This is a genomic window from Malaciobacter halophilus (assembly GCF_002837275.1).
GTDB lineage: Bacteria > Campylobacterota > Campylobacteria > Campylobacterales > Arcobacteraceae > Malaciobacter > Malaciobacter halophilus.
In genome coordinates this window covers 25,613-49,662 of the sequence record NZ_NXIF01000041.1, presented here as the reverse complement: position 1 = coordinate 49,662, position 24,050 = coordinate 25,613, and the positions used below count along the sequence as shown (strand labels likewise).

26 protein-coding genes are annotated in these 24,050 nt (G+C 26.5%); 3 read left to right on the top strand and 23 right to left on the bottom strand.

The annotated features are described in order from the left end of the window. Position 1: 1 nt before the first annotated feature. The 20 genes from CP960_RS10980 to CP960_RS10885 all read right to left on the bottom strand — a co-directional run bounded on the left by CP960_RS10980 (position 2) and on the right by CP960_RS10885 (position 15,754). Complete coding sequence (locus tag CP960_RS10980) at positions 2–607, bottom strand: trimeric intracellular cation channel family protein (RefSeq protein ID WP_101185542.1); 606 nt, start codon at positions 605–607, stop codon at positions 2–4. Positions 608–654: 47 nt separating this feature from the next. Then, entirely contained in the window at positions 655–1,842 is a 1,188-nt protein-coding gene (locus tag CP960_RS10975; protein WP_101185541.1) for an ArsS family sensor histidine kinase, read from the bottom strand. A gap of 1 nt (position 1,843) precedes the next feature. Beyond that, the gene (locus CP960_RS10970) at positions 1,844–2,506 is read right to left on the bottom strand and encodes a response regulator transcription factor (RefSeq protein WP_101185540.1); all 663 of its coding nucleotides are present in this window, start codon (positions 2,504–2,506) and stop codon (positions 1,844–1,846) included. Further along, on the bottom strand, positions 2,499–2,879 hold the full coding sequence (locus tag CP960_RS10965; protein WP_101185539.1) for a hypothetical protein: 381 nt from the start codon (positions 2,877–2,879) through the stop codon (positions 2,499–2,501). The genes CP960_RS10970 and CP960_RS10965 overlap by 8 nt, the downstream gene beginning before the upstream one ends. Further along, the gene (locus CP960_RS10960; RefSeq protein ID WP_237673266.1) at positions 2,836–3,168 is read right to left on the bottom strand and encodes a diheme cytochrome c; all 333 of its coding nucleotides are present in this window, start codon (positions 3,166–3,168) and stop codon (positions 2,836–2,838) included. Before CP960_RS10960 ends, CP960_RS10965 begins: the two co-directional genes overlap by 44 nt. A 19-nt stretch (positions 3,169–3,187) precedes the next feature. After that, entirely contained in the window at positions 3,188–3,955 is a 768-nt protein-coding gene (locus tag CP960_RS10955) for a cytochrome b/b6 domain-containing protein (protein ID WP_101185537.1), read from the bottom strand. 1 nt (position 3,956) lies between these two features. Continuing rightward, positions 3,957–4,460, bottom strand: coding sequence for a cytochrome C (locus CP960_RS10950; protein ID WP_101185536.1), 504 nt, complete (start codon positions 4,458–4,460; stop codon positions 3,957–3,959). Between the two features lie 9 nt (positions 4,461–4,469). Then, a complete protein-coding gene (locus CP960_RS10945) occupies positions 4,470–4,871 on the bottom strand; it encodes a DUF1924 domain-containing protein (RefSeq protein WP_101185535.1) in 402 nt (133 codons plus the stop codon). A 98-nt stretch (positions 4,872–4,969) separates the two neighbouring features. Further along, a complete protein-coding gene (locus tag CP960_RS10940) occupies positions 4,970–5,890 on the bottom strand; it encodes a glutaminase (protein ID WP_101185534.1) in 921 nt (306 codons plus the stop codon). A gap of 36 nt (positions 5,891–5,926) precedes the next feature. Then, on the bottom strand, positions 5,927–6,166 hold the full coding sequence (yedF, locus tag CP960_RS10935; RefSeq protein ID WP_101185533.1) for a sulfurtransferase-like selenium metabolism protein YedF: 240 nt from the start codon (positions 6,164–6,166) through the stop codon (positions 5,927–5,929). A gap of 10 nt (positions 6,167–6,176) precedes the next feature. Then, positions 6,177–7,373 (bottom strand): selenium metabolism membrane protein YedE/FdhT, encoded by a 1,197-nt coding sequence (gene yedE / locus CP960_RS10930; RefSeq protein WP_101185532.1) that lies wholly within the window; start codon positions 7,371–7,373, stop codon positions 6,177–6,179. A 404-nt stretch (positions 7,374–7,777) separates the two neighbouring features. Continuing rightward, positions 7,778–9,154: a sensor histidine kinase gene (locus CP960_RS10925; protein ID WP_228152067.1), complete on the bottom strand. Its 1,377-nt coding sequence runs from the start codon at positions 9,152–9,154 to the stop codon at positions 7,778–7,780. Continuing rightward, on the bottom strand, positions 9,147–9,815 hold the full coding sequence (locus CP960_RS10920) for a response regulator (protein WP_101185530.1): 669 nt from the start codon (positions 9,813–9,815) through the stop codon (positions 9,147–9,149). The genes CP960_RS10925 and CP960_RS10920 overlap by 8 nt, the downstream gene beginning before the upstream one ends. A gap of 40 nt (positions 9,816–9,855) precedes the next feature. Next, positions 9,856–10,575, bottom strand: a complete 720-nt coding sequence (locus CP960_RS10915; RefSeq protein WP_101185529.1) for a metallophosphoesterase — start codon at positions 10,573–10,575, stop codon at positions 9,856–9,858. Next, positions 10,572–11,021, bottom strand: a complete 450-nt coding sequence (locus CP960_RS10910; protein ID WP_101185528.1) for a hypothetical protein — start codon at positions 11,019–11,021, stop codon at positions 10,572–10,574. The genes CP960_RS10915 and CP960_RS10910 overlap by 4 nt, the downstream gene beginning before the upstream one ends. A gap of 4 nt (positions 11,022–11,025) precedes the next feature. Further along, complete coding sequence (locus CP960_RS10905) at positions 11,026–11,559, bottom strand: YceI family protein (RefSeq protein WP_101185527.1); 534 nt, start codon at positions 11,557–11,559, stop codon at positions 11,026–11,028. Continuing rightward, complete coding sequence (locus tag CP960_RS10900) at positions 11,547–12,521, bottom strand: hypothetical protein (RefSeq protein ID WP_101185526.1); 975 nt, start codon at positions 12,519–12,521, stop codon at positions 11,547–11,549. The genes CP960_RS10905 and CP960_RS10900 overlap by 13 nt, the downstream gene beginning before the upstream one ends. Beyond that, entirely contained in the window at positions 12,509–14,071 is a 1,563-nt protein-coding gene (locus CP960_RS10895) for a hypothetical protein (protein ID WP_101185525.1), read from the bottom strand. Before CP960_RS10895 ends, CP960_RS10900 begins: the two co-directional genes overlap by 13 nt. Beyond that, on the bottom strand, positions 14,058–14,678 hold the full coding sequence (locus CP960_RS10890) for an ABC transporter ATP-binding protein (RefSeq protein ID WP_101185524.1): 621 nt from the start codon (positions 14,676–14,678) through the stop codon (positions 14,058–14,060). Before CP960_RS10890 ends, CP960_RS10895 begins: the two co-directional genes overlap by 14 nt. Further along, positions 14,675–15,754, bottom strand: coding sequence for an ABC transporter permease (locus CP960_RS10885; protein ID WP_101185523.1), 1,080 nt, complete (start codon positions 15,752–15,754; stop codon positions 14,675–14,677). Before CP960_RS10885 ends, CP960_RS10890 begins: the two co-directional genes overlap by 4 nt. A gap of 160 nt (positions 15,755–15,914) precedes the next feature. Between CP960_RS10885 and typA the strand changes: the two genes are divergently transcribed. Together typA and CP960_RS10875 are read left to right on the top strand one after the other, a co-directional pair. Then, a complete protein-coding gene (gene typA, locus CP960_RS10880; protein WP_101185522.1) occupies positions 15,915–17,732 on the top strand; it encodes a translational GTPase TypA in 1,818 nt (605 codons plus the stop codon). A gap of 203 nt (positions 17,733–17,935) precedes the next feature. Next, positions 17,936–18,349 carry an Hsp20/alpha crystallin family protein gene (locus CP960_RS10875; RefSeq protein WP_101185521.1) on the top strand — a complete coding sequence of 138 codons (414 nt, stop codon included), beginning with the start codon at positions 17,936–17,938 and terminating at the stop codon, positions 18,347–18,349. Between the two features lie 170 nt (positions 18,350–18,519). On the opposite strand, the gene CP960_RS10870 is transcribed toward CP960_RS10875, so the two are convergent. Continuing rightward, positions 18,520–18,867, bottom strand: a complete 348-nt coding sequence (locus CP960_RS10870) for a nitrous oxide-stimulated promoter family protein (RefSeq protein ID WP_101185520.1) — start codon at positions 18,865–18,867, stop codon at positions 18,520–18,522. Positions 18,868–18,926: 59 nt separating this feature from the next. After that, a complete protein-coding gene (locus CP960_RS10865; protein WP_101185519.1) occupies positions 18,927–20,054 on the bottom strand; it encodes a metallophosphoesterase in 1,128 nt (375 codons plus the stop codon). Between the two features lie 152 nt (positions 20,055–20,206). Here CP960_RS10865 and CP960_RS10860 point away from each other — a divergent pair, with 152 nt between their 5' ends. Continuing rightward, positions 20,207–22,747: a methyl-accepting chemotaxis protein gene (locus CP960_RS10860; protein ID WP_101185518.1), complete on the top strand. Its 2,541-nt coding sequence runs from the start codon at positions 20,207–20,209 to the stop codon at positions 22,745–22,747. 8 nt (positions 22,748–22,755) lie between these two features. On the opposite strand, the gene CP960_RS10855 is transcribed toward CP960_RS10860, so the two are convergent. Then, entirely contained in the window at positions 22,756–24,042 is a 1,287-nt protein-coding gene (locus CP960_RS10855; RefSeq protein WP_101185517.1) for an aminotransferase class V-fold PLP-dependent enzyme, read from the bottom strand. Positions 24,043–24,050 lie beyond the last annotated feature (8 nt).

The window sequence follows — 24,050 nt, the reverse complement described above, 5'->3', positions numbered from 1 at the left end:
TTTATAGTTTTGGCAAATGCCATTTTTTATAAAAAGCAAGTAATCTTAAACTAACTCCAAAAATAAAAACAATTGTTAATGTAAAAATATTCATAAGATTTAAAAGATTTAATATATATGTAATCAATCCAATTATAATTGCAACTGTTGCATAAAACTCTGATACAAGTATAAATGGAACTTTATTTATTAAAATATCTCTTGTAGTTCCTCCTCCAACAGCAGTTAAAAATGCTAAGATTAATACACCTAAAAAATTAAACTCATTTTCAATTGCTACTAAAGATCCTGTAATAGCAAAAGAGGCTAAACCTATTGCATCTGAGACAATAAATACAGTCTTACCTTCAAGGTTTGTAATTTTATGAAGTTTAAATACAAAAGAGAAAAAAACAGTACCAATTACAAGAATAATAGGAGTTGTATCAATGAAGATATATGGAATATTATTTGAAGCCACATCCCTTATCATCCCTCCACCAAGTGCAGTTAAGAAAGAAGAGATGAATACACCTAAAATATCAAGTTTATAGTGAACTGCAATTAAAAAACCACTAAGTGCAAAGGAGATGATACCTATATAGTCAGCTAATTGCAATGTACTCATTTTAACCCTTGATTTTTTAACATAAATTATACATAAAATGCACTTAACTATAATATTATCTTAAAAATAACCTTTTTATTTCTATATTCATAAACTAAACTAAAATTATGTTTTTTTAATATTTTATTTACAATACTAAGTCCTAACCCGAACCCATCTCTTTGTGACAACTCTTGTGTAAAAGGTTTTAAATAGTATTCGATTTTTTTATTTAACTTATTTGCTTGATTTTTTATATATATATTATTTTTAGTTGCTTTTATTTCAATTGGATAAGTTATAGCATATTTTAATGCATTGTCAATCAAGTTTTTTAATGCCATAGATAGATAGTGTAAATCACCATTTATTTTAAAATTCTCTTCTATTTTAATATTAATTAAATTTTCATCTTCTATATATAATCTATTTAATGCTTGAATAATTAAAGTTTCAACATCAAATGTAGAAATATCTAGTTCTTTAGAGTTTAATTTTTCTAGTTCTATTAGTTCATTTGTTAAAATTTCTAAATCTTTAAATATTTTTTTTAGAAGCTCTTTTTGGGAAAAATCATCAATCCTTTCTATGGCAAACTTTCCTTTAGCAATAGGAGTTCTTAACTCATGTCCTATATCTTTTAAAAGCTCTTGTCTTGTTTTTATAAGTTCCTCTAAAGATGAAGCCATCTTATTAAAAGCTTGACTTAATTGACCTATCTCATCTTTTGATTTTATACTTAATCTTCTTGATAAATCTCCATTTGCAAACTTTGTTATTTCTAAACTTATTTGTTTTAATGGAGTTAATAACTTAATTAAAAAAAGAAAAATCAAAATTAAAACAAATATATCTAAAAAAACTAAAGCATTTAAAATCATTTTATCTTTTAGGTTCTCTTCATCTTCTGTTTTTAATAAATAGTTTTCATCTAAGTAGTTAATTTCTAAAATAAATTCATCTTCAAAGTTTCTTTTTTCAATTGTGATATAACCAAAAGTAAACTCTTTATAAAATAGAATTTTACTATTTTTTACTCTATCTTTTAGATGTTTCAAATTATATTTTTTTAATATTTTTTTAATTTTTTCTTTATTTTCAAAATTTTGTAATATTTCATTTGCAACTTTTACATATTTTTGTTTTATAAGATTATCTATTCTTTTAGAGTTTATATTATCAGTCCAAATACCAATAATTATCATTAATACTAAGCTTATTGAAAATAGAATTGAAATTTTTTTAAATATAGACATTTTAACTCACAAATTTATAGCCAATACCCCAAATAGATTTTATGTATTTAGGAAGTTTAGAATCATCACCAATTTTTTGTCTAATATTTGAAATATGCATATCAATGGTTCTATTTTTTGTATCAATATTTAAAGAAGTTGCATTAATTATTTGTTCTCTTGAAGAGACTTTATTTATATTTTCACACAAAAATATAAATATTTCGTACTCTATTTTTGTTAAATCAATAGAATAATCATCTAAAAAGACTTCTTTATTCTCTTTATCAATAATAAAATCAGAGATTTTTTCTTTGTTTTTTAAACTTTTTTTTAAAATATAATCTATTCTTAATACAAGTTCTCTTGGCTCATAAGGTTTTGCTAAATAATCATCAGCTCCAAGTTCAAAACCATGTATTTTATTTCCAATATCAGCTCTTGCAGATGAGATAATAATAGGAGTATCACAGATTTTTTTAATCTGCTTAAATAAATCAAAACCATCCATTTCTGGAAGCATCAAATCAAGAATGATAATAGCAAAACTTTTTTCTTTTAAAATTTTTAGTGCTTTTTTAGGGTGTGTAATAGCAGTACAGTTAAGATTATAATCTTTTAAATATTCAACTATTAAACTTTGCATTTGTATATCATCTTCAATTAACAAAACATCTTTAATCAACTTTCCACTCCTGTAAATATTGAGAGAATTTTTCTCTTTGCTTTTTACTTAATATTTTGTGTATTTTTTTTAATGTTTTAACTTCAAGTTCAACTGCTTCTTCTTCTATCTCTTCTGCAATATCTTCATATTTATCATCATCAAAATAATCTTCTTTTATTAGTTCTTGAAGTTTTTTTTCTTCTTTTTGTTTGAAAATGTAAAACTTTTCATATCTTTTTTTATGGGAAATTAAAATCTTTTTTAATTTCTTTTGTTGCTTTTCATTAAGATTTAAAAAATCAAGATTTTTATAAATATGATTAGTGTCTTTTGCAAATAATGTAAGATTACATATAACTAGTAAAACTACTAATATTTTTAATATTTTCATCTTCTATTAAACCTTTTTCAATATCGTTATGGCAAGCTTTACAGTTTGCTTTACTTTTAACTAAACTATTTGAAAAAATATTATTATCAATATTTTTATGAGTTTTTTTCCAATAATTACTTTTAGTTATAGCTATTATATCTTTATTTTTTAAAGAATCCAAAATCATAAAAGCAGCTTCTTTAGTAGATGTTTCTGCACTATTTTGTTCTAAAAACTTTAAAATTATATTATGTGTTTCTTCTTCAACATAAGCATCATCTCCAAAATGGTTTTCTAAATCACTCATCAAAATATTCCAAGATTTTTTAGGCAATAAAAAAGGAGGGATAGAGAGTATGACATGATGCACACTCTTTTACAAAAATTTCATTTTGTACTTTATAATCAATTGGCTTATTAAATGAAGCTACTAAAATATTTTTTGGATTTATTATATTAAATACTAAAAAAGCAATTAATAGTATAAACATAAAACCTGCAAAAAGTTTTTGAAAAATATTTATTCTTATACTTTTATCTTCTTTAGTATTTTTGTATCCAGTAAATATTGATTTTAAAGTTTCCACCTCTTTATGCAAAAATTTATCTATTACAATACCAATTAGATGTAAAACGATTAAAAAGATAAAAAAGTTTGCAAAAAATTCATGTAAGTCATCAATTTTTTTCATTTCTTTAAAATAAGATTCATTTAAAAAACTTAAAATACCTTTTGCTTCTTGTATTCCATAAGTTAATATTCCTGTTAAAATGATAAGAAAAGTACAAATTAACATAGTAATCATCACATAAGAAGCTGCTGGATTATGACCTATATATTTTGACTCTTTTTTTAAAGCATTTGAAGAGTATTCTTTAATCTCATTAGTTGGAAAGTCTTTAAACTTTGAGTATTTAGGTCCAAAAAATCCCCATAAAACTCTAAAAGCTAAAAGAAATAATAGAGCATAACCAACAATTGCATGATAATTTAACAAATGGTCATCATCAGTTAAAAAAGCTATTATTATTCCAACTACAAAAAGCCAGTGAAAGGCTCTTGTAGGAAGTGACCATATATATGATTTATTCATTTTAATCCTCCCATTTTCCATAATTAGGAATATCTACATCATCGTCATTAAAGATTGCTTTTTTTGCACCTTTATGGCAAGCAGTACAGTTAAAAAGACCTTTTACTTCTTTTTGAGTTATTAAATGTTTTTTAATTTTTTTATGCTTTTTATGAATGTATGGTGTTTTTGAAATAGTAATATAAACTTCATCTTTAGGAATACTATTTACTATTTTTCTACTTCTTTTGTAATTCATATTTTTTTCAGCACTATTTTCATTTAAAAATTTTGCTAATGTTTGAAATGTTTGTTTATCAACTGTTGCATCATCTCCAAAGTGGTTTTCTAAATTAGACATTAGTTTTTTCCAAGATTTTTCAGGTAATAAACCAGGAAAATATGCGAAGTGGCAAGCTCCACATTCATTTGTATATACTTTGTTTTTAACTAATGCAACATCTTTTTTTAAATCACTACTAAATAAAAATAAGTTTATAAAAATTAATAAAAGTAAAGTTCTCATTTTTTATCCTTATTTACTTAAAATATAAACTAGTACATCACCTTTTTCTTGTGCTGTACCAACTCTATTATATACGTCTTTGAAATTTCTTCTCAACCATTTTTTTACTTTTTTTACATCAGTTAATCTTGTAGGATTAACTTTTTTTGATAAAGGTTCTATCTCTTTTGCAGTAAAGTAGTTTTCATTTTTTTTTGTTAAATCTATGCCATGGCAAGAAGTACAAGCAATCTCTTTTCCTTTTTTTCCAATGTGTTTAGAAGTAAAGATTTCTTCACCTCTTTTAACACTAAACTCTTTGAAGTTTGAATTTTTTGTTTTTGCTTCTTGTTTTAAACTATTTAAGTAAGTATTTAGTTCATTACTAAAACAGAAAGTAGCAAAGATAAATATTAGAAGTAGCTTCTTCATTTTAATTCCTTTATATTTCATATTATTTTGAAAGTATAAAAGAATAGTTTAAATTTGTTATGTAGAGTTTCTTGACAATTTCTTTACATTTAATTATCTTAAAAAATTGATAGTTTTGTTTTTGATGTAAATAGTTCTAAAGCCTTAGTTCCTGCATGAGAATTACCTTTTGAATTAAGTCTTGGAGAATAAACACAAATTGCCATCTTTTTAGGAACAATTGCTACAATTCCTCCTCCTACACCACTTTTGCCTGGAAGTCCTACATGAAAAGCAAAATCTCCTGATGCATCATAATGACCACAAGTTAACATTAAAGAGTTAACACGTTTTGCTCTTGAAGAGTTTAAATATATCTCTTTTGTTTTAGGATCAATTCCATGATTTGCCAAATATAACATTGATGTTGCTAATTGTTCACAACTCATCATTAAAGAGCAGTGTTTAAAATAGATATTTAGTGTTTTATTAATAGGATTTTTTATATTGTTAAAACTTTTCATCAAACTAGCTAAAGCTTGATTTCTAAAACCATGTTTTAATTCAGAATTATATATTTTTTCATCAAAATCAATTTTTTCTTTACAAAGTCTATTTATAAAATTATTTATAGCTTCAAATGTTTTATCTTCTGTTTTATAGTGTGAAAGTAAAGTATCAGTTGTTACAATAGCTCCTGCATTTATAAAAGGATTTCTTGGAATACCTTTTTCATACTCCAATTGTACTAAAGAGTTAAAAGGGTTACCTGATGGTTCGTGCCAAACTCTTTTATATAGTTTTTTAGAGTATATTTCTAAAGCCATACTAAATGTAAAAACTTTTGAAATACTTTGAATTGAAAATTTTTTATTATATGAGCCAATATTATAAGATGTTCCATCTAAAAGATGAATACTCATTGCAAAATCATCTGCATTTACTTCTTTAAGTGCTGGAATATAATTAGCAACTTTTCCTATTTGTAGTTCAGGTTGTATTTGTTCATAAATCTCTTCAAGTATAGTTTGATAGTTCATTTTTTGTCCTTTAGAGGTATTATACCCCTAAAAAGACTATTTTTTAATTACGTATCTAATAGTAGGTCCACTACTATCTACTTCTAAAACTTCATATCCATGATTTTTTGCATCTGCTGGAATATTATTTATACTTTGAGGACAATCACTAATTATCTCTAAAATTTCGCCTTTTTTAAGCTCTTTCATTGTCTCAAGTGCATTTACAGCAGGATATGGACAAGGTTCACCTTGCATATCTAATCTATAATCTGGAACAATTTCATCTTTTTTCATTTTAAATTCCTTATCTGTTAATTGATTTATTTAAATATCTTTTTTCTAATACTAAAACAAGTATGAAAAGAAGGATTAATAAACCATAATTTAAGAATAATCCACCATAATTTCCAAATGATTCAAGTAAATTAATTTTTGGCCAGCTTGTAGCTAATTGTAAAGATAAATCATCCCAAACATAAGCTAATAGTGTTGAACCTATAACATTTCCAATCCCTACAATCCAAAAGTGAACTTGTCCTTCAACTGCTCTATACATCCAACCACATTCACAACCACCTGCAAGTACAATACCAAAACCAAATAAAATACCACCAATTATAGCATTTGGTCCAGCCCACATGATTTTTGCTGGTTGTCCCATCATAATATATGTAAATACTCCAATAGTAGCAACAGCCATACCAATAACAATAGCTTTTGCCATTTGGCTTCTACCTGTTGTAAAAATATCTCTAAATGCAGATGTAAAGCAGATTTGAGCTTTTGCAATTGTTAAACCAAAGGCACTACCAAATAACATAGCCATACCTAATGTTGTACTACCTTGTACAAATATTAAATAAATTGCCCATAATATAACACCAATAAATACAATACTTCCTAATTTAAAAAGATTATTTACTCTTTTTTTATCAGTATGAAGCTCTTTTGAACAAGATACTTTTTTTAATTTGATTTTAGATTGGAAAAAAGGAAGTAGTGAAAATTTAGCACCTAAATATACTCCTAAAATCATAGCAAGAGTAAACATCCAAGCATGAAAAGAAAATTGAGGAATTCCTGTAAAGAAACTAGCAAGGTTACAACCCATACCAAGTCTTGCTCCAAAACCTGCAATAATACCACCAATTAAAGCTTGATAAACTCTTGTACTACTTACAGGCATTCTAAGTTTTACATTGTTTCCCCAAAATGCAGCAGCTATACAACCTGCAAACATACCAATAATCATAACACCATCTATTCTTGTAAAAATATTACCATCCATATTCATGATTTTGTAATATCCCCATGTAGATAAATCTACACCAAAGGCTTCAAGAATATGTCCACCCCATCTAGTGAATTCTCCTGTTACAGCCCAATAAGTTCCTGTTATTCCAAAATAATAAGCAGATAGAATACCAAGTGCAATTACAGCTGGAATTGGTGCCCAAAATTTAACCAAAAAATCTTTTTTGAAACTTTTTAAAAAGTTCATATATACTCCTAAGAGTTTTAAAGTAAGTAATTTTAAAAATAGCAATAAAAAATGAAGAGTTTTACTTTACACTATTTTTAAATGTAAGATAAAGACAGAACTTGAAAGTTTTTGTCAAGATGTCAATTTGTACCACAAATCTGATTAAAATATTAGCAAAAATAACTTTAATATATATTAAAAAATGGTAAAATATTTTTTACCATTTATGTTTTAAAACACCTTTTTTAGGAAAAATTTTAAAAATAATATAAAAATACTATAAGAAAAAATAATAAAATTAAATAACTTAAAAGTCTTAAAATAATTTATAAAACCTTATTTTATGAATAATAATAGAACTGTATTTTTCTATTTTAAAATATTAAATTTTTATAAAGTATATATTTTAAATATAATTTTAATTAATTTAAAAATTTGAATATAAAATATACTTTTGTTCCAAGATTCTCTTCACTTTGAAGTTTTATTTCTCCTTTGTGAGTTTTCACAATCTTTTCTACAATAGACATTCCAAGTCCAGTTCCCCCAGACTCTTTATTTCTACTTTTATCTGTTCTATAAAATTTATCGAATATTTTTTCTTGGTCTTCTTTTGAAATACCAATTCCTTTATCTTCTATACAAATAACTTGATTATCTTTATCTTGATAGTTTGAAATAGTAACTGTTGAGTTTTCATGACTAAAAGTAATAGCATTTTTTAAAATATTTTTTATAGCTATTTTTAGTAATTTATGGTGACCTTTGATTTGTAGAGGTTCTTTTATTTGACATTCAAGTTTGATATTTTTTAGTTTTGCAAAGGTTTGCATCTCTTTATAAGCTTCAAGTGAGACCTCATCTAAGTATATCTCTTCTTCATTTTGTTCTAATACTTCATGCTCATTTTTAGCTAAAAATAGTAAATCATCTATTGTTTGCTGTATAGTAATAAGTTCATCTAAGCAGTTTGTTAAAGTATCTTTATATTCATTTGAACTTCTATCTTTTCTAAGGGCTATCTCTATTTCGCCTCTAATAATAGTAAGGGGTGTTTTAAGTTCATGGGAAGCATCAGAACTAAACTGTGAAACCTTATCAAAAGAGATTTCAAGTCTTTGTAAAAGATTGTTTATCTCTTGTGAAAGTAAATCTATTTCATCATTTTTGTTTTTTGATTCTAATCTTTTTGATAAATCACTTGCATTTATATTTTTTAGGTTTTGAAGTAGTTTTTCAATAGGTAAAAAAGATTTATATATTAAGAAGTATCCACCAATAATAGATAAAACTAAAATAACAGGAACAATAAACAATAAAATGTAAATTAGGTTTTCCAAAGTTGAGTTTATGGTTGAGAAGTTTGTAGCAACTTCAAGAACATAATTTTTTTTATCCATTTGGATCTTTAGTCTACTAATTATATAGTGCTCTTGGTATTCAAAATCTATATAGTTTAAAGTAAGAGCTTTTAGATAGTTATCTTCTGTTTTTATATCATTTGGGAAGTTTGTATTCTTTATCTCTTTGTATCTATTTTCTTCTTTTAAAAGTCTAATATATAAAGGCTCAAACTTATACTCTTTTTCCTCATCAAACTCTCTTGTAGTAAGCTCTTTTTTATGCTCTATAATATCGTCTGCAATATCAAGTAAAATCACTTTTAAAGTAGCTTCTAACTTATCCTTTGATGATACTTCTAATGTTTTATAAATAGAAAAAGAGAAAAGCATTAAGATTAATACTTGTATAAAGATATTATAAATAAGAAGTTTTCTTTTAATAGATAGATTAGTCATCACTTATTTTAAACCCTAAGCCTCTAATTGTTTTGATAAGTTTCTTTTCATATGGTTTATCAATTTTATTTCTTAGTCTATAGATATATACATTTACCACATTACTCATGTTCATATCATCCATATTACTTAATGAAGAACTAATAACACTTTCTGATAGAACTTTGTTTTGGTTTTTTATTAGATACTCTAAAAGTGCAAACTCTTTTGCAGTAAGATTTATAGTGTCTTCACCTCTTTTTGCTGTTTTAGTAAGTAAATCTAATTCTAAATCAGCTAGTTTAAGAGTAGTTTGATTTTGATTAGTAGCTCTTAGTTGTACTCTTATTCTAGCAAGTAGTTCACTAAATGAAAAAGGTTTAGCTAAATAATCATTTGCTCCAATATCTAAGCCTTTTATCTTATCTTCAATAGAGTCTTTTGCTGTAAGCATTATAATAGGAGTATTAATACCGTCAGCCCTAAGAGTTTTACATACTTTAATGCCATCTTTAATAGGAAGCATGATATCAAGAAGTATTAAGTCATAGTCATTTACACTAGCTAAGTAAATACCCTCATCTCCATTTAAAGAGTAATCTACACTATAAGACTCTTCTTCAAGACCTTTTTTTAAAAAGTTTATGATTTTTTCATCATCTTCTATAATTAAAATTTTCATAAATAAATTATAGTACAAAAATATGAATATAATATGAATACTAATTATTTATTAATTTTAAAAGAGTTATTTCACTGTCTGCTTTATATCTAAAATCAATACCCCAAGTTCCTAAGCCTTTGTTTACGTAAATACAAGTGTCTTTTTTATAAAAAACTCCTGCTAAAAAAGGTTGGAAAAGCTTTACAAAATAATGGAAAGGGAAAACCTGACCTCCGTGAGTATGTCCACATAAAAAAAGTTTAGTATTTGAATTTACTGCTAAAGAGTAATCTTTTGGTTGGTGAGCAAGTAAGATTGTGTCTTTATTGTTTTTTAAAAACTCAAAGACTTTTTTTTCTTCTCTTTTTATTTTAAAAAACTTTGAGAATCTATCACTTATTCCAGCTAGGGCGATATCTCTGTTTTGGTATCTTATAAAAGTAGTTTTATTATCTAAAAAAGTAAAGTTTGATAAAAGAGCTTTTAGCTTTTTTATTCCATAAAACAAATCATGGTTACCACTTACATAAAATACCCCTTTTAAAAGATTTAAGGCTTCAAGCTGAGGTATTATTTTATTTGGTTTACAATCAATAATATCTCCTGTAAGTGCTAAGAAATCATATTTTAATTTATCACAAAAAGATACAAGATTATTTATATCTTCTACTTTTGTTTTTTTATTTATATGTAAATCACTTAAGTGAAGAATTTGCAAACCATACAAATTCTCACTTTCAACTTTAAGGTTTTTTATCTCTAATCTAGGTAGTTTCATAGGAAAACTTTTTCTAACTCATCTTTTGAAATAAACTTGATACTTTTTATTACACCATCTTCAAGTTCATATAAAGTTGACATTCCTTCTTTTGCTTTAAACCTATTATCTTTTTCATCATAGATAAGAAGAATCTCATGTTTATAGTTCTTCATTTTAGGAAGAGCAAACATCTTTGTAATAAACATAGGCATTCCTGAAATATTTGCTATAAAAATAGCATTGTGATTTTCAAGGAAATCTGGATTTTTTTCCTCTAAGAATTCATTTACCTCTTTTCCTGTTCCTTTTTCAAAAGAGACAATTATTGTTTGTACCTTTTCATCAATTGTTTTCTTCTCATCAAATTGATTAGCCAAAGAGAAATTAGATATTTTTTCATTTACAAGTAGTTCTTGTGAAAAAGCACAAAGTACTAAAGAAAGAAGTAGAATAATTTTTTTCATAAATCTATCCTTTTATATAATCTAAATGATAAGAGATATCTATTTGATCTCTAACTGTTAAGAAAAGCATTCTTGGTGGTTCAAGATTAAATGATGTTAATTTAATAGAAAAACTTCCATCTAAAACTAAGTGATTGTTTTTATCTTCTATTTGTGCAAGGGAACTAACCTCTTTTTCTAAACCATTTAAAGTAAGAAAACCTTTGATTAAAAAACTATTATCAAGTTTTTCTATTGAATCTAATCTAAAAGAGATTTGAGGAAAAGCTTTTGAGTGTAAACTTTCATACATATGTAAATCTCTTTTTTCATTGTCACTATGAAGTGAAAAAGTTGTTAAAGAGATAGTTCCTTTTAATGAATCAATACTATTATCAATTGATAAATGTGAAGAGATATCTTTTGTAAATGGATTGATATTTCTATCTCCAAAAACTTCCGTGTGGGCTTTTATTTCTCCATCTACAAACTGTAGATTTTGAGCATTTGCTGAACTTAAAAGTGCTGCAAATATTAATGTAAATACTAATTTAGCCATGGTAACTCCTTTTTTTGTGTTTGTTGTGTTGTTAGAATTTTGATTAAGCAAACTAAGAATATAACTGGAACAAAATATGTTAGATTTTCTAAAGCTACAAATAATCCAGCTCCTGATGCAGCCCATCCAATAAATACCATATAAATACCTAGTGTTTTTAAATCTTTTTTTACAATAGTTTGAAGTATTACTACGTTGTAAAGAGAGATTACAAAAGGATAAACAAGTGATAAAATAAAACCTTCATGTAGGAAATAAAATAGATATGAAAGGGCAAAAAGAGTTAAGATAAGAAGCTCTTTTTGTGTTTTTTCCATCTTGATATAAAATGCACTTACTACTCCAATTAGATGAAAAACAATTATCTCTAAAGTAAAACCATCTCTCCAAATAGAAGTACTTAAATCCCTTGAAAGTGTTTCAAATAAAGTTGAGTCAAGGAAAATCCATAAAACCATCACAAATAGTGAGTATGAGTAGTTATTACTTATTAAATCTTTATGCTCTTTTTGATTTATAAATAGTGATGAAAGTAGAGCAATTATAGTAAAAGCAATTGCAATTGAGCCTCTTTGTGAAGCTTCATATGTGAAAAGAAAAGTTCCTAAAGCATATGAAATAGCTAGGGCAAAACCCAATTGTATATTTGAAGCTTTTTTTAGCTCATTTATTAATAACGGTGCTAAAGCCCCAACACTTATTCCAAGTATAAATAGAAGTAAGGCATTTAAATTTGGATAGAAAAAACTAACTGCTAATTGTAGAAGTAAAAATGAAAATATCTTATTTTTATTTGATGTCTTAATATAAAAACTTAATATTGAACCAATAACTCCTCCAATAGGAAGAGGGGCTATAACAAAGATATTTGAGGCTAAATGCTCAACAATACCTGTTTGTGCTATAAGTAAGTAGTAACATAACTCAAAAGCAATAAAAAATACTAGGGCTAATTTTTGCATAACTGCTCCTTTTTATAAAAATAAAGTAGGTAAAAAACCACCATTGAAATATCAAAGGCTGATATAAATAGTGCAACAATTTCTAAAGTTCCAGCTGTATAAAGTGAGAAAAATAATGAACTTATAAAAACTCTAATAAAAACAGTTAATTTTGTAAGAATTGATTCATACTCTTTATACTTTAATGCTAAGAAGTGAATAAGTCCAGTCATACTTACAAAAGCAAAAACGATATATTCATATTTCCCTTCAAAACTAAAGTTTAAACTTGGATAGATAAAACTAGCAAGAAAGATTAAAAACACTCCTCCTAAACCATCATTTAAAAAGCCAAAAAGGTTATACTTTTGTAAGTTTGTAAGTTTGAACTTTATATTTACAAAGGCTAAAACTGAAAGAAAAGCAAATATCCCAAAGATAGTTCTTGCAATCCAAAAGTTATGAATAGAAGCTTTTAAAATTCCTGCTTGAACAAAACCACTTAGAGATAAAACAGTGAAAATTCCTATAAGACCAAAAAGATAAAAACTATAAAACTTTAGTGTTTGAAGCTCTTTGATATGTGAAACAAACATTGAAATAACCATAAAGAAAACAGAGATTCCCATAGCAACATGAGCATGGGCTACAATTAAATCATTTCTATGAAATAACCATCTTATTTCTGGAATAAATAGAATATTCCCTTCAATATCCACAAAAAGAAATGAAGCTATAGAGATAAGAAGTGCAAGTTTTGCATACTTCTCTATCTTTGCATCTTTATACCATCTATATAAAAGTGGCACATAAAGTAAAGTAAGGTATTGGAAAAACCACTCTTGGTTATAAGTTAGCTCTCCTATAAAACTTCTATAAAGAACTGAGATGATATAAAAAAATAAAGGAGTAATCCAAAGGATATTCCATCTAGCTTTAAACTCATTTTGGCTTAGAAGTTTGATGATTAAAAAGTAAATTGGAATTAATGCAAAACTCATTCCAAGTGTATTATCACCATGAGGACCTGTAACTGTTTTTTCAACTTGTCCAATTGTAGGATTCATAAGAACTAAAAGTGCAAAAGGAGCAGTTAAAACAATATATAAAGATACTTTAACCCATAAAGGTTTTACTCCGTACTGCTTGATAAATTTATATAAAGCTATGATATAAAAAACTCCAGCAAGACTTAAAATAAAGTTTAATTCATATGGAAAATCATAAAAAGCTAAACCTCTTGTGTTCCCAAAAAGTAGTGAAGAAATCATAAAGATTAAAAAGATATACCAAAAGATAGTATATAGATTTAAATAAAAAAGTCCATCTTTACAAGAACCCACTTCTTTATTTATAAGTAAAAATGGTAAATATGAAAGCATAAGTGGAATAAAACCATAAAGCATAAGTGAAATATGTAAACTTCTTATATTTACTGGGTTTAATGTTGTTGAATCAATAAATACCCCAAGTAAATTTACAGAGTATAAAATACCAAAAAACAGACCTAAAAAGAAAAATAGTAAAGAGATTCTAAACTGTTTTTCTATAAAAATATTAAAGTTGCCCATCTTTTACCTCCAATGTTATATCAGCAAGTTTTGCTAACTCTTTATCGTGGGTTGCAACAACTATTGTTACTCCATTATTTGAAAGTGATTTAAAAAGATTAAAAACATTTAAAGAGTTTTTTGAATCTAAGTTTCCAGTTGGCTCATCGGCAAAAATCACTTTTGGACGGTTTATTAAAGCCCTTGCAATAGCAACTCTTTGTCTTTGTCCCCCTGAAATTTCATTTGGATAATAGTTTTTTAGTTTTTGTATTTCTAAGATAGTAAGAAGTTCATCTATTTCTTTATCACTTGCTTTTTCATTTGCAAGAAGAATATTTTCTTTTACATTTAAATAGTTTATTAAATAGTGAAACTGAAAAACAAATCCAATGTTCATTTGTCTAAATTTATCAATATCTTTAATCTCTTTATATTCTGTATCTTCAAAAACAATCTCTCCAGAGTTTGGTTTAAGAAGAGTTGATAAAATAGAAAGTAAAGTAGTTTTTCCACTTCCACTCTCCCCTGTAATAGCTACAAAAGAACCTTTTTTGATATTTAGATTTACATTTTTTAATGCAAAATCTCTATCATACTTTTTGATAACATCTTTTAAAGTAATCATATTTTATCTCCTTGGATTAAAACAATTGGGTCTGTTTTTGAAGCATTTAAAGCAGGAAAAATAGAACCTAAAATAGAGATTGTAAGAGTTGTAAAGAAGATAAAAATAGTTATCTCTAGTGAAATCTCACCATTAACATAACCTTGTAAAAATGAGTTGTTTTTTATAAGAAATAGTGCAAGGTTTGAAAGTATTAAAGCCATAAAAAAACCTAAAACCCCTAAGATAAGAGCTTCATTAACTATTTGAAAAATTATTTTCTTCATAGAAATTCCTATAGCTCTTTTAATACCAAATTCGCTTTTTCTTTGATTTATAGTGATACTTAAAATTGAAGTAATTGTTAAAAGCTCCATACAAAAAGATATAAATGAAATCACATTTGATGAAGTTTTGATTATCTTAAATTGGTTGTAATTATCAACAAAATTCCTTGTTGACTTTGCTTCAATCTCTTTATCAAAAAGATTTATTTTTAGTGCAAGTTTTTCAATATCTGTATCTATTTTACAGTTAACCATAATCATAGATGCACTTTTATTAAAGATTTTACTAGCATCATTTATATTTAAAACAGCACCTCCATTTTCAAAACCAATAGAGCTTTCAAAAACACCTGCTACTTTAAAAACTTTGTTTGAAAGTTTTATCTCATCTTTTTTATCTAGGTTTTCATATATTGATTTTCCTAGAAGAACTTCATTCTCTTTTGGATAAGCACCCTTTATTAAATTGTAGTTTTCAAATCTATTTTTTGTAACACCGTAAATAGCAACAATAGGAAGTTCTTCGACCATTGAAGCTGCTACTATAAGAGCTGAAGCTTTTGTAACTTCATCTAAAGTTTTTATTTTTTCAATTAGTTTAATATCTACATTTGAAAAAAAAGTATCAGAGATATTTTTTTGAGTAATGATTATGTCTCCATCACTTTTTAGCATTGAAGAATACATAGAAATCACCCCATTTGAAATTGAAGTGATTAAAAAGATTGAAGTAATAGAGAAAACCAAACTTAATATGATAAGTGATGTTTTTAGCCTATTTGCTTTTATGGCTTTAATTGCATGTGGCATTTTTTTCCTTTTTAAATTGTTTATGAAATTTATCAACTTTTAATGAACACTTTATGAATTAAAAATGAATTTTTATTCATATAAAAGTAATTTTTGAAAAAGCACTTAATTTAAGTAAAGTTTTAGTATAATCGCGGAAAATTAACTTTAAAGAGAGTAAATGAGAGATATTAGAAACATTGCAGTTATTGCGCACGTTGACCATGGTAAAACTACCCTTGTTGATGAATTACTAAAACAGTCTGGAACTTTTTCTGCACACCAAGAAGTAGATGAAAGAGTTATGGATAACAATGATATTGAAAAAGAAAGAGGAATTACAATTCTTTCTAAAAACACTGCTATTGATTATGAAGGTGTAAGAATTAATATTATTGATACTCCAGGCCATGCTGATTTTGGTGGAGAAGTTGAGAGGGTTTTAAAGATGGTTGACTCTGTATTGCTTCTTGTTGATGCACAAGAAGGAGTTATGCCTCAAACTAAATTCGTTGTAAAAAAGACTCTTCAATTAGGACATAGACCAATTGTTGTTGTAAATAAAATTGATAAACCAGCAGGTGAGCCTGATAGAGTTGTAGATGAAGTATTTGACCTTTTTGCACAAATGGATGCAACAGATGAACAACTTGAATTTCCTGTAATTTATGCAGCAGCTAGAGATGGTTATGCTATGCATGAATTAGAAGATGAGAAAAAAGATTTAAAACCTCTATTTGAAACTATATTAAATGAAGTTCCAAAACCAAATGGTAGTGAAGAAAATGGACTTCAATTACAAGTATTTACATTAGATTATGATAACTTTATTGGAAAGATTGGTATTGCAAGAATATTTAATGGAACAATTTCTCAAGGAGAAACAGTTCTTTTATGTAAAGCAGATGGAGAAAAAGTTAAAGGAAGAGTTACAAAACTTATTGGTTTTAAAGGACTTGATAGAATTGAAGTAAAACAAGCAGGTGCTGGTGATATTGTTGCAGTTGCAGGTTTTGAAACTATTGATGTTGGTGATTCTCTTTGTGACCCAACTAATCCAATGCCACTTGACCCTATGCATATTGAAGAGCCAACACTTTCAGTTACATTTGCAGTTAATGACTCTCCATTAGCTGGAACTGAAGGTAAATATGTAACTTCAAATAAAATAGATGAAAGACTAGAAGCTGAAATGAATACTAATATTGCTATGAATTATGAGCAAATTGGTGAGGGTAAATTTAAAGTTAACGGAAGAGGTGAACTTCAAATTACAATTTTAGCTGAAAATATGAGAAGAGAAGGTTTTGAATTCTCTATTGGAAGACCTGAAGTAATTACTAAAGAAGAAAATGGTGTAACATTAGAGCCATTTGAGCACTTAGTAATTGATACTCCTGATGATTATTCTGGAACAATTATAGAAAAACTTGGAAAAAGAAAAGCTAATATGACAAATATGGTGCCAATGGGTGCAGGATTTACAAGATTAGAGTTTGAAATTCCAGCACGTGGACTTATTGGTATTAGAACTGAATTCTTAACTGATACAAAAGGTGAGGGTGTTATGAACCACTCATTTTTAGATTTTAGACCTCATTCTGGAGTAGTTGAATCTAGAAAACATGGTGCATTAGTTTCTATGGAAAATGGAGAAGCATTAGGTTACTCAATCTTCAATTTACAAGATAGAGGTGTAATGTATATTAAGCCTCAAGATAAAGTTTATATTGGTATGGTAGTTGGTGAACATGCAAAGTCAAACGATTTGGATGTAAATCCAATTAAAGGTAAGGCTTTAACAAATGTAAGAGCAAGTGGTAGTGATGATGCTATAAAACTTGTACCACCAAGAAATTTAACTTTAGAGAGTGCTTTAGAGTGGATTGAAGATGATGAGCTTGTTGAAGTTACTCCTGTTTCTATTAGAATTAGAAAAAGAGATTTAGACCCAACAGCTAGAAAAAGAGCAGCAAAAAAAGCAAAATTTGCAGAATAAATACAATTATTAGTAAAAGTTTGAAGGAAAGAGTATAAACTCTTTCCTTTTTTTATACCCTAAAATTAGCACTTTGATATAAAAAGTGCTAAAAAATATTAGAAAATTAGCAAAAAGACTTGACAAGTGCTAAAAATATTTGTTATAATTCCAATAACTTGATAAGGATATTATCAAGAAAGCATTTTATAAAGGAGATTAAAATGTTACTTACAAGATTTGACCCATTTAAAGATTTAGCGGAATTTGAAAAAAGATTTTATAAACCAATTCAAAATGAAGGTGTAAGTGGATTTGTTCCTATGGTTAATACAAGAGAAGGAGAGTTCGCTTATCATATTGATGTTGATTTACCTGGTGTAAAAAAAGAGAATATAAAAGTAGATATAAATAAAGATATATTGACAATCTCAGGTGAAAGAAAAACAAAAGAAGAAGTAAAAGAAGAAGATTATTATAAAGTAGAAACATCTTTTGGTAAGTTTACAAGAAGTTTTACTCTACCAGAAAATGCAGATAAAGAGAATATTGATGCTAATTATAATGATGGAGTACTAGAAGTAGTAGTTCCAAAATTAGCAGAAGATAAACATAAAAAAGTAATTGAAATCAAATAAGGAGGTGTATGAATAACTTAAAAAGTAAATTTATAGAGAATAAAAAAGATTATTTAATACTTTTAAGTATATACGCCAAAATTTTTGGCGTAACCCTTTTGTACATTTTAAATAAATAAGACATGACATAATAGCGCCTATTTTTTGAGTAACTCAAGTAAAGTTCTTCTTTACTTGAGTATTTTTTTAAATTTTGATTTAATAGCTTTTAATCCCAATTGTATTCCACTATATTTCATAATCTTTGCAGTTTTTTTCCATTGTTTTTTTTCATAACATGGTTTTGGGCATTTCCTACATCTTGGTTTTATTTCATGGGGACATTGAAGTAATCTATCAAAAGAGTAGAAAATATCTTCTTTACACTCTTCACACAATATTAGTTCTATTTTAAACTCTTTATTCTTATATGTTAGATTTTTTGTATAACTTTTCATATTTTTATGATTGTTTTTACAATAAAGTTCAAAAAACTCTTTTAGCGTGTTAATTTCTAATTCAAATTTTTCAGTTGTCATTTTAGCTCTTTTTATAATTTATAAAAGCTTATATAAATTACAAACTAAAAACAATGATATTAATCAATAGACTTAAGTTTTAAAAGAGTTATTTCAGAACTAGCACCTAATCTCATAGGTGGTCCCCAAAATCCTGTACCTTTATTTACATAAATTTGAGTAGTTTTATTATGTTGGTATAAACCTTTAATATATGGTTGTTGTAATTTAACTAAAAGATTAAATGGAACTATTTGTCCTCCATGGGTATGTCCACTTAAAATCAAATCAATTTTTTCTGTTGATTTTAACTCTTCAACATATTTAGGTTGATGTGCTAATAGGACTGTTGGTGCATTTTTTATACCATTTAAAGCTATATTTATATCAGGTACATATGAGCCATATCTATGACCAAATATATCATAAACCCCTACAAGGTTAAATCCAAAGCCTTTTTGTCCAATATAGATATTTTCATTTTCTAAAACTTTAATACCTAAAGAGTTTACATAATTGATTATTTTATCAACTTTATGAAAATATTCATGGTTACCTACAATAAAATAGTTACCATATGTTGACTTTAATTTTTTTAGTTCATTTAATGCCTCTTTTGCATACTTTAAATTTGTGTCAACTAAATCTCCTGTGATTACAACAATATCAGCATTTAGACTATTTATTCTTTTAACTAAAGAGTAGATAAATTTTTTATCAACTAAACCACCAATATGAACATCACTTATTTGTACTATATTGTATGATTTCTTTAAGCCAGCTATTTTTACATCAACCTCTTCAAGTTCTATATGCTTTGCGTTATACATGGCTTTTGCATTAATAGTTCCTGCAATTGCAACAGAACCAATATCTAGGCTTCTTTTAAAGAAATCTCTTCTCTTTTCATTTTTTGTACTTACATTAATTAAATAAGCAAAAATATCATATATAACTGCTGTTGAAAAGAGTAAAAATACTATTCCTATTGGAACACTAAGAAGAAAATATATCTCATTAGGTATAACAGGGTATCTTCTAAAAAGCATATATCCAACTACACCAAAAAGATTAAGAACTAAAAAGTAATTTAAGTAGTTTTTATATCTTTTTTTAAAATGTAGTTTTTTTATAAATCTTTTTGAGATATATAAACTCATCAAACCAAACACTGCTATAAAAATTGTTGCAAAAATAAAGAGTCTCATAAAATTTATTATAATTAAATAATATAATGATTAGCTAAAAATAAATTTACAATAAATTTATAAAGTTAATTTAATATAAGAGAATTGAAGCTATAATAATTAATAACATAAGTTTGTTATCTAATAATAACTAATTTTTTTAAGGAAATAATATGAAAAGTTTTTCTATTTCAAAGAAATTTACTTTGGTCTCACTTACAGTTACATTTTTAGCAATGTTAATAGGTTATCTAACTTTGAATCATTATAAAAATGCCCTAATTGACGATGTTTATAATAGTATAGAAAATGAACTCTCAAAAAGTACAAAGGATAGGATTAAAGCAAAGTTTGATGTAGGTATTTCTAATGCAATCTCTATTGCAAATGACAGTATGATAAAAGAAGCATTAGCAACAAATAATAGAGATTTAGCTATAAAAGCCCTTGAAAAATTATCTTCAAATATGAAGGCAAGTACACCATTTAAAAATATAAAAGTACATATTCATACAAAAAATAATCACTCTTTTTTAAGAAGTTGGAAACCAAATAAATTTGGTGATGATTTAAGCTCTTTTAGAAGAAGTGTAGTTAAGGTAAATAGTACTAAAAAAGCTGTTAATACTTTTGAAGTAGGGAAGGCTGGATTAAGTATAAGAAGTGTGGTTCCAATTTTCTCACAAGAAGGTACTCATCTTGGTTCTTTAGAGTTTATGCAAGGTATTAACTCAGTTGCTAAAGCTTTTAATAAAAGTAATGAAGGATTTATTCTTCTAATGAATAAGTCACTTGCAGTTGTTGATGTAGATAAAAATAAAGTTATAGGAAATAAGTTTTTAATATCACAAAAATTTATGAAAAAAGATTTTCTAAATGATTTAAAAACTATTAATTTAGATAAATTATTGAAAAATAGACTACTTAGTAGTGAAAAATACACTTATACATATATAAATATAAAAGATTTTAATGATAAAAATGTAGGTATAGCTATTTCTGCAAAACCATATGATGTGGTACATCAAGCTATACAAAAAGCAACAAATCTTATTTTTATAGCTCTTATAATTTTAGTTGTGGCTTTAATTCTTACATTTATTATTTCTTTATTAAATATGAAAACAAATATTATAGTACCAATTAAAAACTTGAAAGCTGCAATTGATAATATTAGAAGTAATAGTTCAAATGCAAAACATATAGAAGTGAAAAATCAAGATGAAATTGGAGATGTAGTAAATAGTTTTAACTCTTATCTTGATTCAATAGAAGAGGGTATTTTAAAAGATAAAGCAGTTATTCATGAAGCAAGAGTAGTAATGGAAAAGGTAAATGCTGGTCTTTTTAATGATAAGATTAAAAAAGAGGCTAACTCTAAAGAGGTTGCTTTACTTATTAATGTTATAAATGACATGATTGAAAAAACAGGAACAAATTTAAACATTATTTCTGATACCTTAGTTGAACTTTCTCATGCTAAATATGATACTGAAGTTCCATCAATAAATGGAGTTACAGGTCTTATTGCTTCACTTTTAGATGGATTAAAAGTAACTCAGTCAACTATCTCAGAAGTAATGGCATTAATTGACGATTCAAATTATAAGTTAACAAGTAGTTCAAATGAGTTATCACAAGCTTCAAGTAGATTAAGTGAATCTTCAAATATTCAAGCAGCAGGTCTTGAAGAGACAGCAGCTGCAATTGAAGAGATAACATCAACAATTTTTAAAAGTAGTGAAAATGCTCAAAAAATGAGTCAACATGCAAATGAAGTTACAAAATCAAATGATGAAGGTAAAAAACTTGCACACTTAACTGTTGATACTATGGAAGAGTTAAGTAATGAGGTTATATCAATTCATGAAGCAATCTCAGTAATTGACCAAATTGCATTTCAAACAAATATCTTAAGTTTAAATGCTGCAGTTGAAGCAGCAACAGCAGGAGAAGCTGGAAAAGGTTTTGCAGTTGTTGCTCAAGAGGTTAGAAACTTAGCAAATAGAAGTGCAGAAGCTGCAAAAGAGATTAAAGAGTTAGTACAAAGTGCTACAACAAAAGCAGAACAAAGTAAAGAAGTTACAGATAAAATGCTAAATGGTTATAACCAATTAGATGAAACAATTAATACAACTATTGAATTAATAGCAGAAGTTGCAAATGCGTCAAAAGAACAACAAACAGCTATAACACAAATTAATGATACTGTAAACTCACTAGATAAAGCAACACAAGAAAATGCTTCTCTTGCAACAAAAATTAGTTCAATGGCACAAAATACACAAAACTTAGTACAAAACTTAGATAATGCTATTAGTAGTACAACATATAATGAAAAATCAAAGAAAAGAATTTGCGACCCAGCTATGATTTTTACTCTAAATAGATTAAAATCAGACCATATAGTATTTAAAAATGAGAATTTCTGTAAATGCAAACTTGGTGCAGATTTTCAAGTAGTAAATCATCATAATTGTAAACTTGGTAAATGGATAGATGAACATAAAAATGAACCATATGCTAAATCAAATGAGTGGCAAGAGTTATTAAAACTACATAAAGATATTCATGAAAAAGTACAAGTAACAGTTGATTATTATGGTCAAGGAAAAGAAAATAGTGAAATATTAGCTAAAGCACAAGAAGTTGAAAATGATATAACTAAGATTTTTGAAGTACTAGATAGAATTAAAGAGTTACACTGTGAATAAAGATAGTATCATTTGATACTATCTTTGATAGCTTGAAGTAAGTTATCAATATCCTCTTTTTCCATTGTATAGTGAACTGATACTCTAACCCATCCAGGTTTATTTTCTAAATCTATTTTTTCTATCCCTAATAAATCATGACCATAAGGGCCTGCACAAGAACATCCAGCTCTAGTTTGTACCCCAAAAATATTAGATAGTTTTGCACATAAATCATATGGACTTAGATTTTTTATGTTAAATGATACAATACCAATATTTTCAGCTTTTAAATTTCCATATATGATAATATCATCAATTTTTTTAAGTTCATTTATAAAGTAATCAGTAAGTTCATTTTTTCTATTTTTTATATATTCAAATCCAACTTCATTTCTAAGTTGATATGCAAGAGAAGCTCTAATAAATTGTAAAATTCCTGGAGTTCCTGCATTTTCTCTATTTTCTATTTTTTCATCATACTCTTGAGTATCTTTATTTACATATAAAACAGTACCACCACCTGCAAAAGTAGGGCTTATTTCATTATTAATTAATGATTTTCTTATTATAAGAAGTCCACAACTTCCAGGACCACCTAATAGTTTATGAGGGGATACAAATAGTGCATCATAATATTTACAATCTACATTCATATAAGGTGAACTAGCTGCTGCATCAAAACAAACAGTAGCCTTATACTTTTTTAAAAGATTTGAAATAGCTTTATAATCACTTATAATACCAGTAACATTTGAAGCTATACAAAAACTTCCAATAATCTCTCTATTTTTATTATTTTCTAAAACCTCTTTTAAATGATTTAAATCAACTAAACCTTTATTATCAAGATTGATTCTAATTGTTTCACATAAAGCTTCTCTATAGCTTATATCATTTGAATGGTGTTCATAAGGCCCAACTATTACTAAAGGAAGTTTAGACTTATCAACACTAATATTAAATCTATGCTTTGTAGCAGGAGGAATATAAATACCCATTAATTCTTGAAAATGTTTAATAGCAGCAGTTGCACCACATCCATTTGGTAAGATAGTGAACTCTTCATTTAATTCAAACATTTTTTTTAGATTTTCTCTTGCTTCTTCAAAGTAGTTACTTGTCGTATCTGCCATAGAAGCTTCTTTTGAGTGAGTATTTGCATATGTTTGTAAAACTTCATTTATACGAGCTTCAATTGGCTCAAAAGCCAATCCTGAAGCTGTATAATCAAAATATAGATTTTTATGTTGACCTATAATATGTTTTTTTAAATCTTTATTATCAATAATTTTTCGAAATAGATTTTTTCTCATTATCCAAC

Excerpts from the sequence above, each read along its gene's own strand:
- CP960_RS10890 (WP_101185524.1), bottom strand. The coding sequence starts at position 14,678 with ATGATTACTTTAAAAGATGTTATCAAAAAGTATGATAGAGATTTTGCA.
- CP960_RS10925 (WP_228152067.1), bottom strand. The coding sequence starts at position 9,154 with ATGACTAATCTATCTATTAAAAGAAAACTTCTTATTTATAATATCTTT.
- CP960_RS10855 (WP_101185517.1), bottom strand. The coding sequence starts at position 24,042 with ATGAGAAAAAATCTATTTCGAAAAATTATTGATAATAAAGATTTAAAA.
- CP960_RS10950 (WP_101185536.1), bottom strand. The coding sequence starts at position 4,460 with ATGAGAACTTTACTTTTATTAATTTTTATAAACTTATTTTTATTTAGT.
- CP960_RS10920 (WP_101185530.1), bottom strand. The coding sequence starts at position 9,815 with ATGAAAATTTTAATTATAGAAGATGATGAAAAAATCATAAACTTTTTA.
- CP960_RS10975 (WP_101185541.1), bottom strand. The coding sequence starts at position 1,842 with ATGTCTATATTTAAAAAAATTTCAATTCTATTTTCAATAAGCTTAGTA.
- CP960_RS10960 (WP_237673266.1), bottom strand. The coding sequence starts at position 3,168 with ATGAGTGATTTAGAAAACCATTTTGGAGATGATGCTTATGTTGAAGAA.
- typA (WP_101185522.1), top strand. The coding sequence starts at position 15,915 with ATGAGAGATATTAGAAACATTGCAGTTATTGCGCACGTTGACCATGGT.
- CP960_RS10875 (WP_101185521.1), top strand. The coding sequence starts at position 17,936 with ATGTTACTTACAAGATTTGACCCATTTAAAGATTTAGCGGAATTTGAA.
- CP960_RS10940 (WP_101185534.1), bottom strand. The coding sequence starts at position 5,890 with ATGAACTATCAAACTATACTTGAAGAGATTTATGAACAAATACAACCT.
- CP960_RS10965 (WP_101185539.1), bottom strand. The coding sequence starts at position 2,879 with ATGAAAATATTAAAAATATTAGTAGTTTTACTAGTTATATGTAATCTT.
- yedE (WP_101185532.1), bottom strand. The coding sequence starts at position 7,373 with ATGAACTTTTTAAAAAGTTTCAAAAAAGATTTTTTGGTTAAATTTTGG.
- CP960_RS10870 (WP_101185520.1), bottom strand. The coding sequence starts at position 18,867 with ATGACAACTGAAAAATTTGAATTAGAAATTAACACGCTAAAAGAGTTT.
- CP960_RS10945 (WP_101185535.1), bottom strand. The coding sequence starts at position 4,871 with ATGAAGAAGCTACTTCTAATATTTATCTTTGCTACTTTCTGTTTTAGT.
- CP960_RS10905 (WP_101185527.1), bottom strand. The coding sequence starts at position 11,559 with ATGGCTAAATTAGTATTTACATTAATATTTGCAGCACTTTTAAGTTCA.
- CP960_RS10895 (WP_101185525.1), bottom strand. The coding sequence starts at position 14,071 with ATGGGCAACTTTAATATTTTTATAGAAAAACAGTTTAGAATCTCTTTA.
- CP960_RS10900 (WP_101185526.1), bottom strand. The coding sequence starts at position 12,521 with ATGCAAAAATTAGCCCTAGTATTTTTTATTGCTTTTGAGTTATGTTAC.
- CP960_RS10860 (WP_101185518.1), top strand. The coding sequence starts at position 20,207 with ATGAAAAGTTTTTCTATTTCAAAGAAATTTACTTTGGTCTCACTTACA.
- yedF (WP_101185533.1), bottom strand. The coding sequence starts at position 6,166 with ATGAAAAAAGATGAAATTGTTCCAGATTATAGATTAGATATGCAAGGT.
- CP960_RS10915 (WP_101185529.1), bottom strand. The coding sequence starts at position 10,575 with ATGAAACTACCTAGATTAGAGATAAAAAACCTTAAAGTTGAAAGTGAG.
- CP960_RS10885 (WP_101185523.1), bottom strand. The coding sequence starts at position 15,754 with ATGCCACATGCAATTAAAGCCATAAAAGCAAATAGGCTAAAAACATCA.
- CP960_RS10980 (WP_101185542.1), bottom strand. The coding sequence starts at position 607 with ATGAGTACATTGCAATTAGCTGACTATATAGGTATCATCTCCTTTGCA.
- CP960_RS10955 (WP_101185537.1), bottom strand. The coding sequence starts at position 3,955 with ATGAATAAATCATATATATGGTCACTTCCTACAAGAGCCTTTCACTGG.
- CP960_RS10865 (WP_101185519.1), bottom strand. The coding sequence starts at position 20,054 with ATGAGACTCTTTATTTTTGCAACAATTTTTATAGCAGTGTTTGGTTTG.
- CP960_RS10910 (WP_101185528.1), bottom strand. The coding sequence starts at position 11,021 with ATGAAAAAAATTATTCTACTTCTTTCTTTAGTACTTTGTGCTTTTTCA.